The organism is Wolbachia endosymbiont (group A) of Lasioglossum morio (genome assembly GCF_947250585.1).
GTDB lineage: Bacteria > Pseudomonadota > Alphaproteobacteria > Rickettsiales > Anaplasmataceae > Wolbachia > Wolbachia pipientis.
This window is the reverse complement of the sequence record NZ_OX366327.1, coordinates 900,898-919,151: the sequence shown is the minus strand read 5'-3', so window position 1 is coordinate 919,151 and position 18,254 is coordinate 900,898. Positions and strand designations below refer to the sequence as shown.

The following is an 18,254-nucleotide window of genomic DNA, read 5'->3' as shown; positions in this document are numbered from 1 at the left end:
AGTAATCATATTAAAGAAGATATTGGTTTTTGAAGTAAGAGGAGAAAGCTCACAATCTTTGCTCATGTGTCTAAATTGGAGAACCAAGAGAAAGTTTGTTCCACAATAGAGATGTTCAAAAAAGTGTGTCAAATCAAAAAGAAAGTAATAAATTGATATAAAAAGGTGAAATAGAAAACCACTTATTGGCTGAAAGTGAAGAAAATAATAGAAAAAATGGGAGAAATGCAAAGGCTTTACGTACAAGTGCAGATTCATTTGAACTTTTAACACCAAGAGATAGAGAAGGAACCCCAAATAGTCAAAAAAAGGCAAACAAACTTACATCCAGGGCTTGAAACGAAGATTTTAAGCACATTTGCAATACCAATCGATTTCCAAAAAAATCTTCTCATGCTAGCTGGTTTTTATTGCTGAAAGTGGTTGTATTATTTAGGTTCTTAGTAATATTTAATATTAAATTAATAGTAATTCATTAAAAATTTTCATCAAAAATTATTTCAAAAAAATTTTAAATTAGGGGTTGACAAGTTTTAAAAGTGGAGTACTATTCCTGAAATACATTAGATTATTAATTTTTTATGGTATGTAAGTGTGTGATGGCTAAGGTAATTTTACTTTTGTGAGCGGGCTATGTTATGTGAGGGCATTCCAGAATTCTTGTTTGAGGGAAGATGGTCCTTTCTGTGTTGCTTGAGGAAAGAAAAAAGCTCAGGGTAAGAGTGGCTTGTTATAGTGTGATTGCTTAGTTAAGTTAGGTAAGTTTTTATAAATGTGGAGGGACAAATGACTTTAAACAATGATGATTTATTAGTTAGTGCTGCAGGAGCAGGACGCCTTAGTGACGTTAGAGAACTTCTTGAGAAAGGGGCTAATATTGAAGCTAGAGATAGTGATGGTTACACATCTTTGCATAGGGCTGCTGAAGGAGGTCATTTAGAGATAATTAGATTTCTTATAGATAAGGGGGCTAACATTGGAGCTAAAAATAAGGATGGTGGAAAACCTTTAGATGTAGCAAATACCTCTCGTCAGTCAGAAGTAGTAAACTTTTTAGGACCAAAGCAAAGTGAGTATGATAGACTTTTATTTGCTGCTGTAGAAAGTGGGAATGTTAGTGAAGTTACAAATCTTCTCAATATTGGAGCTAGTATTGAAGTTAAAGGTGTAGAAAATGCGGAGTTTAGGTTAGCCCGTTATGTAAAAAGAATTATGGAGATGAGTAATTACCATAATGTTCATTCGGAAAAAAAATCTGAGCTTGAAAGGATAAAAGGAGAATTACCAGAGTCAGTAAAGAATGCAGTATTTTCATCGGAGGTATGTATTAAAAGTGTTTACTATAGTAATGAGTATTTATATCCTGCTAGTGATTATCTTAGCCATGATAGGGATAGAAGGAGAGTATTTACTTGGAGGCCAGGGGGCAAAGATAGTTCATGTCAATGGAAATTTGAACCTGAAGGTAACAACATATATATAAAAAGCACTTATTTTAATGAGTATTTATATCCTGCTGGTAATGGTCTTAGCCATGATAGGGATAGAAGGAGAGTATTTACTTGGAGGCCAGGGGCAAAGATAGTCCATGTCAATGGAAAATTGAGGATTGTGGATCTACTCGCAAGAAGCGTGATGTACAATATAGTATTACAAAAGAAGCTAAGTGTGATCTATCTTATGATAATGCATCAGACAATTCATCGCAAAGTGACGAAATAGGCTATAACAAAATAGGAGCTACAAGCGGAGCAAGTAAGCCGTCTTCATGGATAGATGCTGTTAAAGGTGTTTTTCAGTTTATCTCTTCCCCTTTAAGGGCTGCGTTGCCTTCATTTTCAGAAAATAGCTCTAGCCGTTCTGGTACAGCAGGAAGTAGCTCCAATCATTCTGATACAGTAATACCAACTCTCATTGTTGGCCAGTCAAATAGGAGACATTGCAGAGTTGTTTAATTGTGGAGCTGGCAAGAGAAGTAATAAATTTGCACAAAGCACCCTCAAGCAGAGCAATTGTATCGTATATTTTATTGCGCAAAATGTTCTGTTTTATATATAACCAAAGCCTCTCAACAGGATTTAGCTCAGGTGAGTACGGAGGTAGGTATATAATATCGATATTTTTAGGTACCTTTAAATTTTTTGACCTATGCCAACTAGCACAATCCATAACAAGAAAAGCCTCTCGTGTTTCTAGATATTGCGACATCTGCTCAAGAAATATGTTCATGCAATCAGTGTTGACATTTGGTGCAAATAAGCTAGAACTCTCTCCATTTCTAGGATTAACCGCACTATAGAGATAGAAATTTTGCCTACCTAATTTTGTTTTAACCTGTGTTCTAATCCCCTTTTTAAACCACCCATGTCCAACCTTTGAATGTGTGCCAAACCGTGATTCATCAAAGAAAAATAGCTCTTTTTCTGGATACTTGCTAATAGCGCCATTGAGATTTTTTTTTGAATTCCTCTTGTTTGCTTTTATCTTGTCCATTATGAACTGGTCTTGGTGTAATATATGAGAATTTCATCTTTTGCATATAGCGGTGTACTGTAGATTTGCTGATATTTAATCTGAACTTTTCCTGGATTCTTATTCTCATTTCTTTAATGGTAATATTAGGATTTTCTTCTATCCACTCTTCAATTTGCTGTAGTTGAACCTGATTTAATTTAGTTTTTCTACGGCGTTGTGGAGGAGCAAACAGTTTTTCTTCTCTGCCAAATTTCAAGAGTTTTACCCACGAAGTTAGTGCGCTTCTTGAAATGCAATATATTTTTGCTACAGCCGTTATACTGTACTTTTTTGCTGCAATTACAGCATTTAGTTTTTTTGAAACATATGCATTATTCCTTACTTTCTTCAGCATTTCTTTTGCTGATTCTACTACTTTTTCATCCAATAATTTTGATCTTAATGCCATTTATACCTCAACTATTTTACTTACTTCATTATGGCTTTTCTTCCATCTTTGTCCATCTGTTTGCCGTGTAATGGGAATTGGTATAAGAAACCCAAATATCCAATATACTAGCCAATTTAGTCGTGAAGTTTGTGCGAGTAATAATGCTAGCTTGATGTTTTTCTTGTTACAAGCTTTTCTAGATAAAAAGTGTCCTCTTCCTAAGTTTTCTGATGTTAATCCTGTAAAGGCTCTTTTTTACACATCGGATATTATAAAGTCGTTCAAGGAAGTATTAGAGAAGCAAGCTGAATCGAAAGGTGGTATAAAAATGCACCGCTTAGATATTAATTTTGAGAAATTATTTGAGAAGATTAATGAAAAAATTAGGAGTGGTGAATTTAATGAAATTTCAGGGATTTTAAAATCATACGCAGAGGAAGCATTGCCTGGTAGAGAACCCGGAGATCCCGGTAGATTAAGTCCGAAAAAGTTTGATAAGTTTATGGCTGAATTTAATAGAAGAATAGACCCAGTAATAAATCAATTAATGCAACAAATGTTAAGCAGATTAGAAGTGAGTGACGTAAAAGAACAACAAATAAGCTTGGAGCCTAAAAGTTATCTAAATAATACTTCTGTTCAATGTCATTTAACTCAAGCTAGAGGTCAAGGTAAAGTATTAATTCCTTAATTTTTGAATTTCATCTATCGAAAGGCCGGTAATTTGAGCGATAACATCAATAGAGACACCGGCCTTAAGTGAGTTCTTTGCCACTTCGATTTTCTCTGCTTTTCTGCCTTTTTCATGTCCGATTTGGATGCCTTCTTCTTTACCTTCTTCTCTACCTTTTTCAGTAGCATCATCAAGTTTTTGAGCGAGGACAGCCTGTTCATCAAGAATACGTTTTATTTCCTGTTCATAGGCAATAAATTCTTTTTCTGACCAGTTGAATCTATTTAGCTCTTCATAGGCCTTTTTAATTATTACATCACTACCTATTATTTTTTCCAGCTCTTCTTCACTAGTCTCATCTGCATATCGAAAAAAATAAACCCATTTTTCAACTATATTTTCCAACTGATCTTCCTTATTCTTTGGAAATTTTGGCAACTCAATAAATATAAAATAGAAATCTTTTGGATCATGCTCATTAGTGTCTTCATCTCGAATAGTATGCTTTGATTTGTACTCAGATTTATTAGGAAACAGTACACAATCTGCTATAGCAATGAAGATAATTTCCTTAAGGTTATGATACTGGTCACCTTTATCAGCTTGCCTTGAGTAAGCTTTAGCAGCATAGTATTGGGCACGTTTTTCAAAGCCTTTAGTTTTAGCGACCTGCATTTCGCAAATGTATTGAGCACCTGTAGAATCTCTACAGAGAACATCAACAATACTTTGCTTTTTAGCGGCGATATCGGGGTCTTGAATAGTACTTAAAAACTCTATATCCTTTATTTCATTTTTACCAGTAAAGCCAAGAATATCATTGAGGAAGTGAATAAGGATATCTCTATTTTTTTCAGTACCGAAGATACGCTTAAACGATACATCATTTTTGGGATCAAGAAACTTAGAAAAAGTCATAAGAAAGAACCTTAAAAAGCATTAATAATTATACACAATTCTGAAGAAATGTTCAAGTTTTTTATTTTTTTAAGTTTTGAATGCGTTGATGAAAAAAATGTCTCCCATAGATAGCTTTAGAATGCTACTACGCACCTTAGACGTCCTTTTTACATCTTTTATTAACCCTTCTATAAAGCGCCTTAAAAGGCTGGCAAATGGATGCTATGAGTTTGGAGCTGTAGGAGATATCAAAGATACCCTTTTTGGTGTATAAAAATACGAATCTACGACAACATCGTTTAAAGAAATTAGCAGCTATTAATATCTTCTACCTTTTCATAAAAAAATAAACAAAAAAAAATTGAAAATTTGATTTGACTTCACCCAAAAGCTATGGCTTTATGCCAATACTGCTAAGAAAATAACAGTAAACATTTAAAAATAATTTATTATTAGTGAAGGGTATATTATATGAACAATAAGAATAAAAGTAAAGATCGTAAAAAAGAAATAGAGTTCCGAATTGACCTTACCCAGAAAAAGTGGAGAGAAAGAAAGGAGTTTTTTTGGGTAAAATAAAATTTTGGAGGATTAGAAATGGCAAATGAACAAAGAAAGGTAGGTCAACCAGTTGCAAAAGTAGCAAGAGATCTAGGAATAAGGGATAGTGTATTAGGAAAATGGATGAAGAAATATAACGAAAAAAAGTCAGCGGCAAATGCATTTCCAGGTAGAGGTAACATGGCTCCTTACGACAAAGAGAGGTTTGATTTACAAAGCAAGAGTAACAAGGGAAAGAGACATTTAAAAAAAAGCCCTGGCCAGTCAAAAAGAGTAAAATATTTTTTTATATAGTAACTGCTATAAAGTACAGGAATTATGTAGGATTTTCTGCTAGTGGCTACTATAAGTGGACCACAAGAAAAATAAGCAGTAGAGAATCAGCAAATAAGGAGTTATTAGCAGATATTCAAAAAATATATCAAGCTTCTAAATGTAGATATGGAGCTCCTAAAATTCATGCTGAATTAAAGGCTTCTGGTAAAAGTTGCAACTTAAAAACAGTGCAAAGTATTATGCAGAAAAATGGCATTTGGGCTATATTGAGAAGAAAATTTAAAGTTAAGAAACAACAAACGGACAGTAGAGTTGTAGCTCCCAATATATTAGACCAAAACTTTATTGTCGATCAACCAAATAAAGTATGGGATTACTTATATAAAAACCAAGGAAGGATGGCTATATTTGGCAGCAATAATCGATCTATATTCACGCATGATAGTTGGCTGGTCAATGAGCAGTTCAATAAATAAACAATTGGTTATAGACTCTTTATTAATGGCCGTTAATAAGCGTAAACCTGCTGAAAATCTACTATTACATAGTGATCAAGGTTCACAATATACTTCGCAAGGTTATCAATATCTCTTATCCATAAAAAACATAGATGAGTCATAAAGGTTGTTGTTACGACAATTCTGTTGTGGAAAGCTTCTTCAGTTCTCTAAAAAGGGAGTTACTAATAGACACCTCTCGGCACTCTAAACAGCATATCAAAACTGCTATATTTGAATATATAGAAATTTTTTATAACAAACAACGTCACTATTAACTATTGCATTCCTGAGCATTTTGATTCATCATTTTCTTTGTGAAAAACATTCCAAACTTTCTCTCCACTTTTTCTGGGTAAGGTCATCATAGCATTAGTTAGATGCATTAGAATTGATCATGATGATGTACATATAATGTTTAGGTTTCAAGAACTTGCTCTGGAAATGCAAAAAAAAATGTTCAACATTATGTCGCGAGTCAAACTTAGGGTATTTGGCGTCTCATGTTTAATTTTTCGCACTACGTGCATCGCATGTCTTTAAAAATTTCTGGGTTTTTACCTATATAAGCCGAAACGCGCTTATAAAGCGTTACAAGACATCAAAAAATGCCAATACTCGACAGAGATAGTAAAAGACTAGCTAACTCGGGGATTCTTTGTCTTTTTTTCTGCTTAGTAAATTTCTTAAACATTTGCAGCGTAGGTTAGTTGCAATTAAAAGCAGCTGAATTTCGCTTGTCAAGCGTTTAAAACATAAAAAACGCCAATATTTTAAAGCGGATAATAACCCCAGGGCTTCTTTTGCCTTTTTTTTATTTGGTAAATTTCTTAATGTTTATGGCTAAACGACAATCGTCATCCCGCTACTTGTTAGCGGGATCTAGAGATACCGCGAATGAATCGCGGTATGACGGTTTGTGGCGGCATGACGATAAGGTTTATACCTTGTCATCCCAGTGCTTGACACTGGGATGACAGCTAGCCTGACAATCGTCATCCCGCTACGTGTTAGCGGGATCTATGCTTTGAGATACTGCGAATGAATCGCGGTATGATGGTTAAGTAAGGGATCTATGCTAAGAGATGCCAAAGACCTTCATGAAACTTTGCCCATTTGGCTTCTCTAAAGATTTCGTTTACAGAATCTAGTAACTCAGCTATGCAGAATAAAAAAAGTTTGTATGGTATACAAATAGTGTGTTTTTTTTATAATTATTTTCTATAATACATAAACCTTTGGTCCAAGCTGTAAATGCCACCATAGGCATTAAAAGTTAATTAACAAACTGCAATGTATAATGAAATAAAGAAACTTGTAAGACTTTGATCTTACAGATTATAAACTTGTCATAAAGTTTAATAGTGTCTGTTACTGCTTTTAGGTGTGAGGCTAGAGGGTTATTAGCAGTAACAGACACTATTAAACTTATTATAGAATTTACTTAAAGTAAATACTTAATTTAAAATATTATAATATTTTTACTTACAATAGATTTATGTAAATGCTTTTTTCCTCAATTAGTATTGTACTATTATACTTGTTGAATGCTAAAAAATTATTAACCATCACTAATCTCTATTTGCATAGTAAGTTTATATATACTATTATACAGTATATCACTTAGTTTTATAGCAAACAAACAAAAGATATGGTGAAGTTATTTGCACTATTGATAATATTTTACTCAAATATATCTGTTGCCTCTGCTCCTACTTCCTGGCAATTTGGATTTCCTGCTCCTGCAACTGAAGTAATGGAGGCTGTAGTTAGGTCACATTCGTTTGTGATGCTTGTGATGGTTACAATAATGCTTTTTGTGTGGGCGCTGCTTGCTTATATAGCGTTTCGCTTTCGTAAAAGCAAAGTAACAAACATAAGTAAAACTACCCATAGTGTTCCTTTAGAAATTATTTGGTTTGTTATACCAACTATCATTGTTGGAATATTAGCCTTTGAAAACGCTAAATTACTGAAGCTACAGGAAGAAATACCGAAAGCTGATATAACACTGAAAGTTATTGGCCATCAATGGTATTGGAGTTACCAATATCCAGAATATCAAGGTGTGTCATTTGATAGTTATATTAAGGGAAAAGAAGACTTTATCGAAGGAGATTTAAAGCTGTTCTCTGTTGATAACAACATCGTTTTACCCGTTAATGCTAACGTTCGTTTACAAGTTACAGCAGGAGATGTTATACATAGCTGGGGAGTACCAGCTTTCGGTGTAAAAATTGATGCAATACCAGGAAGGCTGAATGAGGCGTGGTTTAATATCAAAAAGCCTGGTGTTTATTATGGGCAGTGCTACGAATTGTGTGGTCAAGGCCATGGGTTTATGCCAATTGTTGTTGAAGCAGTAAGCAAAGAAGATTTTAATAAGTGGATTGAAAATAGAAAATTAGTGAGTTAAATTTGGAGTATAGATATGAGTGACGTACCAAAGGGCGTAAAGCGTTGGTTGTTTTCCACCAATCATAAAGATATAGGGACACTGTACATTATTTTTTCCATATTAGCTGGAATTATTGGTGGATTATTATCGGTGATTATTCGCACTCAGCTAATGCACATTAATATACTTAACAATAATTATCAATTATATAACGTAATGGTTACAGGGCATGCGTTGATAATGGTGTTTTTTATGATAATGCCAGCCCTCATGGGAGGATTTGGTAATTGGTTTGTGCCTCTTATGATCGGTGCACCCGATATGGCATTTCCTCGTATGAATAATTTGAGTTTTTGGTTATTAGTGTCATCTTTTATTTTGCTCATTCTCTCAGTGTTTATTGGTGAAGGTCCAGGTACAGGTTGGACTTTATATCCACCTTTATCACAGGTAATGTCCCATCCAAGTGCAGGAGTTGACATTGCTATACTTGCACTTCATGTTGCTGGTATGTCGTCAATTGTTGGGGCGATCAACTTTATAGTTACTATATTTAACATGCGCGCAAAAGGCATGTCATTAACTAAGATGCCACTGTTTGTTTGGTCTGTCTTGTTAACAGCATTTATGTTGATTGTTGCCTTACCAGTGCTTGCCGGTGCTATAACTATGCTTCTTACTGATCGCAATATTGGTACTTCCTTTTTTGATCCTGCCGGTGGTGGCGATCCTGTGTTATTTCAACATCTATTTTGGTTTTTTGGTCATCCAGAAGTTTACGTAATTATTTTTCCTGCATTTGGCATCATAAGTCAGGTTGTATCAACTTTTTCTCACAGACCTGTATTTGGTTACATAGGGATGGTTTATGCAATGATAGGTATAGCAGTATTTGGCTTTATGGTTTGGGCTCACCATATGTTCACTGTTGGGCTTAGTGCTGACGCTGCTGCATTTTTTAGCACTACCACAATTTTTATCGGTGTTATAACTGGTGTAAAAGTCTTTAGCTGGATTGCAACTATGTGGGGCGGAGCAATTGAGTTTAAAACCCCTATGCTATTTGCACTAGGTTTTATTTTTATGTTTGTTGGCGGTGGCATAACGGGAATAATTCTTTCTCATGGTGGAATAGATAAGCTCCTGCACGACACCTATTATGTTGTTGCTCACTTCCATTATGTCATGTCACTTGCTGCATTATTTGGAGCTTTTGCTGGCTTTTATTATTGGATTGGTAAAATGTCGGGTAAACAATATAATGAGCGCTTAGGTCAAATCCACTTTTGGCTTACTTTTATTAGCACCAATATCACTTTTTTACCTCAACATTTCTTAGGATTAGCTGGTATGCCAAGGCGTATACCTGATTATCCTGATGCGTTTATCCCTTGGAATTATATATCCTCAATTGGTTCGTATATGTCCTTTGTTTCAGTTATGTTTTTTGTGTTTATAGTTATACATCTTTTTAAATGGGGCAAGAAAGCTGGAGATAATCCTTGGGGAGGTGACACCTTGGAATGGACGGTATCTTCACCACCGCCTTTTCATACTTTCGAAAAACCACCAGTGGTAAAATAGAATGTACACAAGTGTTTTGCTAAATGTTGAATCAACAATACTGGATTTTTGGCGTTTGCTGAAGCCAAGGATAATGTATCTTGTGGTATTTACTGCAGTTGCTGGTATGGTTACTGCACCAGGTAGTATGCACCCTTTTCTAGCACTAATATCTCTTATATGTGTTGCTCTTGGCTCAGGATCTGCAGGTGCTATAAATATGTGGTATGACAAAGACATAGATCTGCTCATGGAAAGGACAAAAAACCGCCCTATACCCTCAGGCAGAATTCTTGCAGAAAGTGCGCTTGAATTTGGTATAACTCTTGGAATATTGTCAGTATTTATCATGGCAATAGCAGTAAACTATATTTCTGCTGCTTTACTTGCAATCAGCATATTGTTTTACGTTTTTGTATATACGATCTGGCTCAAAAGACGCACTCCGCAGAATATCGTTATCGGTGGTGCAGCAGGTGCTTTCCCTCCAATGATTGGCTGGGCAGCTGTGACTAATTCTGTAAGTTGGGAAAGTTTCATTTTATTTTTAGTAATTTTTATGTGGACTCCACCACACTTTTGGGCCCTATCTTTAAATAAGTCTGAAGACTATGCAAGAGCATCGATTCCTATGTTCAATATTGTTTATGGTCCGGAAAAAACAAGAAAATATATATTAATTTATAGTGTGTTGCTGGTGCTAACTAGCTTGCTTCCAGCTCTATTCTTGAAAAAGGCTTTACTTTATCTAAGCATGGCAATTTTTGCAGGTTGCATCTTTATTTGGTACGCTATATCAATTCTCAGATTCAAGAACCACAACTCACAGAAACAAATGTTTTCTTACTCAATTTCTTATCTATTTTCCCTATTCGCCAGTATTATTTTTTGTTCTATTGATTTATTTTAATTATGAAAGAACGGCAGAAGCATAAAAACTATTTTTTACTTTTCCTTTTGGTAATGCTCGTTGTCACACTTTTTTTTGTTTCTATAATAAAATTTAAAGGTGCAGCTTAAACTACCTTTAGAAATTGTGCTTTCATAGAAGCAACTATATACTTTATTAATTCATTACAGTTAAAGATGAGCAAAAAGGAAGTGACAATATATACGGATGGGGCGTGTTCTGGTAATCCTGGAGCGGGAGGATGGGCAGCTATCATATTATTTCAAGATTACAGAAAAGACATTTATGGTAGAGAAGAAAATACCACAAACAATAAAATGGAGTTAACAGCGGTGATCAATGGGCTGAAAGTATTGAAATTTTCTTGTAATATTAATTTATATACGGATAGTCTTTATGTTAAACATGGCATAACAGAGTGGATAAATAAGTGGAAAATGAATGGCTGGAAAACAAGTAATAAAAAATCAGTAAAAAATATGGAATTGTGGAAAGAGCTAGACAACGTTGCTTCACAACACGAAATTGATTGGAAGTGGGTTAAAGCACACAGTGGCGATAAGTATAATGAGGAGGCTGATAGTTTAGCGAGAAAAGCAATAATCGATGCTTAAAAAAATTACTATATTATTTTCCGTAGTTTTATTGTTCATATTGTGCTTCTTTATTTCTTTAAAGCCTTTAGAAATCAATATTAATTATATTAATTTTTATGTTAAACATAAAATATCAAAAATATTTGTTGGCTCAAGCGTTAATATGGAGAATACCTCAGTTGTTTGGCAGAAAGGTAGCAAAGATCCGTATTTAGTCATTACAGATTTGGCAATAGCAAACCCTAATTTTACTATAAAAGTTCCTGAGCTTTTTGTACATTTTAAGTTAAGTTCCTTATTTAAAGCTAGCACAAATCTCTCTCAGGTTTCAGCTGATAATGTGCATGTATGTATCAATCAGAAAGAAGCTGACTTTAAAGCAGTAAATTTTAATCTGCAAAACTCAGTAAAAACAATAAGGGAATTTTTTTTTGACTTAAGTGCGGATTCAAAAATTGAATTTACTAACATCGCTATTGATAAAAGCACAGAAGATGAATTTTTTATTGATAAATTATATATAGGGAAGGGGGAAGATTTTAATGTTTTAGATATTCATGTGAATACAAAAGATGGAAAGGGATTTTTGGATGATTTATCAATTACGATAAAAAATCGCAACAATTTGCTAAATGTGTACGGGACATTTTATGATCTAAAATTGGGACTATTGAGCAAGTTTTCTACATTAGTTAAAAGCTACAATTTGGACAAAAATATAGGATTCAAAGGAAGCTTCTCAGTGAAAATTAATAAAAAGGATGAAATTGTAGATGGAAATATATACGTATTGAATACAGAAAATTATTTGAACAAAAATTTGGCCTTAACTAATGTAAATATAAATTTAACATATAGTGATGGAATTATTAGTGTAAAAAACTTTCATTTTAAGTTAAATGGCACGTATCTCTCTTTAATAGGCAAAATGAACTTTAGTACAAGCCATGCTTTGCTTAGAATTAATATTAGTAAGTTTGCTGCAAAAGATTTATGTACTTATGTACCAGATGGTGTAGTGAATAATAAATTTAAAAGCTGGTATTGTGATAATATTGATGGGGATGTTTTAAATACCATTGTAAGTTTCAATGGCAAATTGGTTGATGGCGATCTGTCAGACATTGTAATTGTTGCTGATATAGAAAACGGTAGCGTAAAGTTTGATGAAGATTTTGAGCAAGTAAAGGAATTAAAGGGTGATTTGATCATCAAGAATAACGATCTTGAAATTACTGTAAATAGCGCTAAGTTTCAGAATTTCACTATTAATGGTGGTGATATTGAAATGAAATCTCTCGATAAGGAAAATTCAGTTCTAACCATTAATGGCCAAGCTGTAAGTGATGCTTATGGTTTATATGAGCCTATAAAATTTAAGCTGGATGATGTGGTGAAGGTTGAAAGGGATAAAGTAAGTGGAATGGCAGAATCCGTATTTAATTTTCGCATTTTTAATCTAAACGCTGATGACAAAAAAGTAGATTTTTCGGCCAATTTTCATTCTGAAATTGACAATTTAGCCGTCTATAATGCAAGTCTTGGTAAATATGATATTAAGCTTAGTTTTGGCAGTGACTTTATAGATTTAAATGGTAGTGGTATGGTGAATAACACACAGCTATTATTTGACCTGAAAAGTAGCAATAGGAATGAAAGTTTCGCCTGGAATTTGACCGGAGATTTACCCGCTCAAATACTTAATTTTGATGAAAATATAGGTGGCTATGTCAATACAAATATAGAATCGGTGATAAATCAAGATAAGACGGGGCATGTTAATGGTAATATGGATTTATCAGAGCTTGAATCACGTTCAAGTTATTTAGGATGGAAAAATCGTTTTGAAGATCACAATAAAATTTTGTTTTCTACAAGGTTAAAAGGAGCAGGTGAATTGTTAATAGACAAATTAGATGTTGTAGGAAATGACCTAGATATAAAATTCAGCGGAAGAGTAGAAAATGGAAATTTATATTTAAATTCTAGTAGCTTTAAATTGCCTGATAATGATTTTAGTATAGAAATTGAATCAGGTAAGGAAAAAAATGCCATAACTATTTATGGTGAGGAAATTAACTTAAGTGATATTTTAGGCTTGCTTGGCAAAAACAGTAATGGATTAAACAAAGATATAGAGATTAGTATGAATGTTGACAATGCAATGATGAAAGAAGGCATCGTTATCAAAAATGCTAAGCTGAATGTAACCTGTACTAAAGGTAATTGCAATGGAAGTCAATTTACAGGGCAGTTTCTGGAAGATAGCAGCAATATACTAGCAGAATACAGTGGAATAGGGCTCGAAATATATGCGGATAATGCAGGTATACTTTCGCGTTCTTTAGGCATTAGTAAATCAATTAAAAACGGCAAATTGTCTTTTTATCTCTCTCCTCAGAGAGAAAGTGGAGAACATTATGGTACGTTATCCATTAGCAATTTCTACATCAAAGATGCTCCACTACTTACTACTTTATTGTCGATGTCTTCATTGCCTGGCATTGTAAATGCCATAAAAAATGAAGGTGTATACTTTTATAAATGCAATGCACCTTTCTCATACAAAGACGGCTCTGTCGAAATTGAAGAATCTTGGCTTGAAGGAGCGGAATTAGGCATTAGCACTAGCGGTAAGCTCGACATTAGAAATTATAAATTCCAAGTTGAAGGACAGGTAATACCAGCATATTCAATTAATAAATCTTTGTTAAAAATTCCTATAATTGGGAAATTTCTTACTGGCGGGAAAAGTAGGGGAATCGTTTCAATAGACTATAAAGCAAGTGGTGATGACAAAAACAATAACGTATCTGTTGATCTTATCTCTTCGCTAACTCCAAACCTATTAAAGAGGTTATTGGGAGTGTTTGATCGCATTATGACAAAAACTAACGAAAGTGGCTTAAAAGGTGGCGTGAAAAAGAAATTTGGTTCGATATGACCAAAAGGGAAGTTATTTAACAAAATTATGGACAAAAATGCAAGAATTTCAGAATGATCTACCTGGTTTTTTATTTAGTTGTTTAAGTAATACCACTCCCTTTAACCTCTCTATATTTGCTGAACAACTAAAAAGGGTAGGGGGGTGGTTGTAAATTGTATCTGTTCAGCAGAGTGGCAAAATAAGGTAGACGAGAAAAGACAACTATAGGAACAAATGGGTGTCATGCCAGTGCGTGACACTGGTTTCCATCCAAAAGGGTGTCATTCCAGTGTCAGCTACTTTCATGACATCGTTTACTATGTGCCATATTGTAATGTTCGTACAGTTGTGGAATGAATCGCGGTATGACGTGTTGCTTGGGTCAGCTATAGTATAAATATACTAGGGGTTATAGTTTTCTTATGCTGCCTTTTTGTTATTAGACAACCACAATATAAAGGAGTGAAACGGATGCAAACAGTAGTGCATTTCTGCACCAAACGTATTACCTTTAACGAATAGTAAAATGTGAGATTTTTTGGAACTACCGTGGAGCAATTGCTCCACGGTTTCATTCTACTTAGAATCCACCCATGCCACTCATTTCTCCTGCACCCATAGGAGATGAAGCATTTTCTTTGCTTGGTACATCAACTATCATAGATTCAGTAGTTATCAGCACACTCGCAACAGATACCGCTGTTTCAAAAGCAATACGCACCACTTTTGCTGGATCAATCACACCAGCTGTAAATGCATTAGCGTAATTCATAGCCTCAACGTTGTATATAAGCTCTTTATCATTCTGCTTAATCAAATAGTCAATTATAACAGCAGATTCAAGACCAGCATTTTTAACTAACCTTCTAATTGGAGCACTGAGAACTTTCTTGATAATGTTTATGCCTATTTGCTCTTCGTCACTTGCACCTTTTAATTTGTCGAGAACAGATGAAGCATAAAGAAGCGCAACTCCACCACCTGGAACTATGCCTTCTTCAATTGCAGCTCTTGTTGCATGCAGCGCATCTTCGACTCTATCTCTACGTTCTTTAACTTCCACTTCAGTTGCTCCACCAACTTTGAGCACAGCAACGCCACCTGATAATTTCGCTAAACGTTCTCTTAGCTTTTCTTTATCATAATCAGAAGTTGAAGTTTCAATTTGAGATTTAATCTGCTCGATTCTAGCTTTCACACTGTCAGAATCGCTATTTTCGCTGACAACTGTGGTATTATCTTTAGTAATTTTAACATTTTTAGCCGTACCAAGATCATCAAGCGTGAGATCTTCCATCTTGATTCCAAGTTCATCTTTTATGACGTACTTAGCACCAGTTAAAGTTGCTATGTCTTCGAGCATCTCCTTTCTTCTGTCACCAAAACCTGGAGCTTTTACTGCAGCAACTTTTAAACCACCACGCAATTTATTGATAACTAAAGTGCTTAATGCTTCACCTTCGATATCCTCTGCAATAATAACCAAAGGTTTACCAGATTTAACAATAGCTTCAAGAATAGGAAGTAAAGGTTGAATAATATTTAATTTTTTCTCTGTAATTAATAGATAAGGATTATCAAGCTCCACGATCATTTTTTCATTATTTGTAATAAAATACGGAGAGAGATAACCGCGATCAAATTGCATGCCAGTAGTCAGCTCAACTTCTAACTCTTTTGAACCTTTACTCTCTTCAACAGTTATTACACCCTCTTTTCCAACTTTTTTCACGGAATCAGCGATACTGTTACCTATATCCTTATCACCATTTGCAGAGATTATTGCAACTTGTGCCACTTCGTCTATTTTCTCTAGAGAAATTGTACGAGACATTGACGCAATTTCCTTTAATATTACATCTTTTGCCTTCTGTATTCCGTTTTTAATACCAACACGATCGTTTCCAGCAGCAATTGATTTTGAAGCTTCCATTATCATGTTGCTAGTTAGTATTGAGCACGTTGTTGTACCATCACCAACTTTATCGTTACATTGAGAACAACTTTGTGCAAAGATGCTTGCTATCGCAGCGTTTAATGGTTTTTCAGGCTTGATACCCTTCATCACCTTATAACCATCTTTTGTAATTTCTGGTGCTCCATAGGGCTTATTAATCCCTACTGTTTTTCCTCTAGGTCCTGCAGTTATTGCTACCGTTGAATCCACTATTGCTGCGACTTCACGAAAGGCTTCTTGCAACTGCTCACCTGATACTACTACATTAGTCATTTTTATCACCTCTTGTTAATAAAAAATTTAGAAAACTATAATAAAATCATTCACAATGCGTCATGTTGCGCTTTGTTTAAGTTTAGTAAAATAAAGACTGCTATTTAATGACAGCAAGTATATCGGACTCTTTCATCACGATAAGCTTTTCATCATTATGTTCTATTTCTGTACCAGCCCATTGGCGATAGAACACTTTATCACCAGCTTTCACAGTTAAAGTTACGCGTTCGCCACTTGAATTGCGTGAACCTTCACCAATTGCTATAACTTCACCTTTAGTAGGTTTCTTTTCAGCACTTGATGGAAGCACAATTCCACCTTGCTTTTCTTCGCTAATAGGCTTGATCAGCACGCTATCATCTAATACATTTAAACTTATACTTGACATTTGTTTTTCCTCATCAACAAATTAACTTATAAGTTTATATATATATACTCGTAAGTTAGATTTCAAGGGCTGGAGCTTGTAAAATATGCACGCCATTATAAAATATGCACGCCAAAAGCAGTTTCTAAAAAAGCCTAATGTTATATAATAAAATTTAGATTTATTTATAGAGATTTCATGAGTTATATACCATTTTTAAGTCGTGGTGTGATAGTGCTATATGGGCCTGACACTAGAGATTTTCTGCAGGGTATTATAACCAATGATATTAATAAGTTGGATAGCCAAAAAGCCATTTACTCTTTATTGCTTAGCCCTCAGGGAAAATATCTATATGATTTTTTTCTTATTGAATATGGTAAATACACCCTCTTAGAGTGCGAAAACATGCACTTGCAGCAAATAATCGAGAAACTGGATTTGCTTAAAACTTACTTGAGAGTGAAGATTAAAGACGTTAGCGCACTATATAAGGTTGGAGTTTTGTTTAATACTAAGTTGGCGGAGTGTAGTGGTAAGTCACAAGTTATTTTTCAAGATCCAAGGCACAAGCTGCTAGGAATGAGGATCATACATAAAGATGAAATAAAAGAGCCGGTTGGGGATTTTACTCAGTATGAAAAAGTTAGAATTCAAAATCTCGTTCCAGATGGAGCGAAAGATATGGTGCAGAATTCATCGTTTCCGCTGCAATTTTTAATCGATAAGGTAAACGGTATAAGCTTTAATAAGGGGTGTTATATAGGTCAGGAAGTCGTAAATCGAATGAGCAGACAAGAAATATTCAGAAGAAAACTTTACCTTGTTGAGGGGGATAACGCACTTCCAGATATTGGCACTAAAGTGACAAATGAAAACAATGAGGAAATAGGGGAACTGCGCTCTAGTGTAGACAACATTGGATTTGCATTGCTTAATACTGGAAAGAGCCATGCAAATTTATATGCAGATGGAGTTAGGTGCGTTAAGACGTTGAAGTCTTAAGGTAGCGCATATAGAAACGAAAAACTTGCTTGACACCCTTCGCCAGCGCCCTTATCATGGTATTGAAGGTATTCAGTTATCTTCATCTGTGCAGATTAAACAGCAAGAAAACAACGTAGTTGGCGTCTTATTTTTAATTTTTTGCACTATGTGCACCTTATGTCTTCACAACATTTCTGGGTTTTTACCTATATAAGCTGAAACGCGCTTATAAGTCGTTTAAGACAGTATAGTACGCCAATTTGCAGGATTAGAGAGTGACAACTAGCTAACACGGGGTTTCTTTTGCCTTTTTTTCTGCTTAGTAAATTTCTTAAACATTTGCAGCGTAGGTTAGTTGCATTCAAAAGCAGCTAAATTGCAGTGTTTAAGACTTAAAAACGCCAATACTGAAAATAGACAATGACTAGGGTTTCTTTTGCCTTTTTTTTCATTTGGTAAATT

General features: G+C 34.6%; 13 protein-coding genes and 2 pseudogenes. 11 read left to right on the top strand and 4 right to left on the bottom strand.

Features of this window, described 5'->3' with window-relative positions:
* Positions 1-161: 161 nt before the first annotated feature.
* Together OOK89_RS04495 and OOK89_RS04490 are read left to right on the top strand one after the other, a co-directional pair.
* A pseudogene (locus OOK89_RS04495) lies at positions 162-363 on the top strand (transposase); the annotation flags it as partial.
* A 423-nt stretch (positions 364-786) separates the two neighbouring features.
* Positions 787-1,722: an ankyrin repeat domain-containing protein gene (locus OOK89_RS04490; protein ID WP_264718829.1), complete on the top strand. Its 936-nt coding sequence runs from the start codon at positions 787-789 to the stop codon at positions 1,720-1,722.
* A gap of 189 nt (positions 1,723-1,911) precedes the next feature.
* On the opposite strand, the gene OOK89_RS04485 is transcribed toward OOK89_RS04490, so the two are convergent.
* Positions 1,912-2,923 (bottom strand): IS630 family transposase gene (locus tag OOK89_RS04485; RefSeq protein WP_094745768.1). Its coding sequence is split into 2 segments (ribosomal slippage): positions 1,912-2,460 and positions 2,462-2,923, totalling 1,011 coding nucleotides; the frame shifts between segments, so codons are not numbered across the junction.
* Between the two features lie 70 nt (positions 2,924-2,993).
* Here OOK89_RS04485 and OOK89_RS04480 point away from each other — a divergent pair.
* Entirely contained in the window at positions 2,994-3,596 is a 603-nt protein-coding gene (locus OOK89_RS04480; RefSeq protein ID WP_264718828.1) for a hypothetical protein, read from the top strand.
* Here the strand turns inward: OOK89_RS04480 and OOK89_RS04475 are convergent.
* Entirely contained in the window at positions 3,585-4,496 is a 912-nt protein-coding gene (locus tag OOK89_RS04475; RefSeq protein ID WP_264718827.1) for an Rpn family recombination-promoting nuclease/putative transposase, read from the bottom strand. The two genes, OOK89_RS04480 and OOK89_RS04475, sit on opposite strands and share 12 nt — an antisense overlap.
* Positions 4,497-5,075: 579 nt before the next feature.
* Between OOK89_RS04475 and OOK89_RS06655 the strand changes: the two are divergent.
* From OOK89_RS06655 to OOK89_RS04420, 7 genes and pseudogenes are all read left to right on the top strand, one after another.
* Positions 5,076-6,133, top strand: a pseudogene (locus OOK89_RS06655) (IS3 family transposase).
* Between the two features lie 1,330 nt (positions 6,134-7,463).
* The gene (coxB, locus tag OOK89_RS04445) at positions 7,464-8,228 is read left to right on the top strand and encodes a cytochrome c oxidase subunit II (protein WP_015589127.1); all 765 of its coding nucleotides are present in this window, start codon (positions 7,464-7,466) and stop codon (positions 8,226-8,228) included.
* Positions 8,229-8,243: 15 nt separating this feature from the next.
* Positions 8,244-9,794: a cytochrome c oxidase subunit I gene (gene ctaD, locus OOK89_RS04440; RefSeq protein ID WP_006280406.1), complete on the top strand. Its 1,551-nt coding sequence runs from the start codon at positions 8,244-8,246 to the stop codon at positions 9,792-9,794.
* Between the two features lies 1 nt (position 9,795).
* Positions 9,796-10,683, top strand: coding sequence for a heme o synthase (locus tag OOK89_RS04435; protein ID WP_264718823.1), 888 nt, complete (start codon positions 9,796-9,798; stop codon positions 10,681-10,683).
* Positions 10,684-10,859: 176 nt separating this feature from the next.
* Positions 10,860-11,297, top strand: a complete 438-nt coding sequence (gene rnhA, locus OOK89_RS04430; RefSeq protein WP_151807582.1) for a ribonuclease HI — start codon at positions 10,860-10,862, stop codon at positions 11,295-11,297.
* Entirely contained in the window at positions 11,290-14,223 is a 2,934-nt protein-coding gene (locus tag OOK89_RS04425) for a DUF3971 domain-containing protein (protein WP_264718821.1), read from the top strand. The genes rnhA and OOK89_RS04425 overlap by 8 nt, the downstream gene beginning before the upstream one ends.
* A 216-nt stretch (positions 14,224-14,439) precedes the next feature.
* On the top strand, positions 14,440-14,562 hold the full coding sequence (locus OOK89_RS04420; protein WP_255703183.1) for a hypothetical protein: 123 nt from the start codon (positions 14,440-14,442) through the stop codon (positions 14,560-14,562).
* A 223-nt stretch (positions 14,563-14,785) separates the two neighbouring features.
* On the opposite strand, the gene groL is transcribed toward OOK89_RS04420, so the two are convergent.
* Positions 14,786-16,435, bottom strand: coding sequence for a chaperonin GroEL (gene groL, locus OOK89_RS04415; RefSeq protein WP_010962503.1), 1,650 nt, complete (start codon positions 16,433-16,435; stop codon positions 14,786-14,788).
* Between the two features lie 100 nt (positions 16,436-16,535).
* Complete coding sequence (locus OOK89_RS04410; protein ID WP_173862882.1) at positions 16,536-16,817, bottom strand: co-chaperone GroES; 282 nt, start codon at positions 16,815-16,817, stop codon at positions 16,536-16,538.
* Between the two features lie 186 nt (positions 16,818-17,003).
* On the opposite strand from OOK89_RS04410, the gene ygfZ reads away from it, so the two are divergent.
* On the top strand, positions 17,004-17,810 hold the full coding sequence (gene ygfZ / locus OOK89_RS04405; protein ID WP_015589111.1) for a CAF17-like 4Fe-4S cluster assembly/insertion protein YgfZ: 807 nt from the start codon (positions 17,004-17,006) through the stop codon (positions 17,808-17,810).
* The last annotated feature ends 444 nt before the right edge of the window (positions 17,811-18,254 follow it).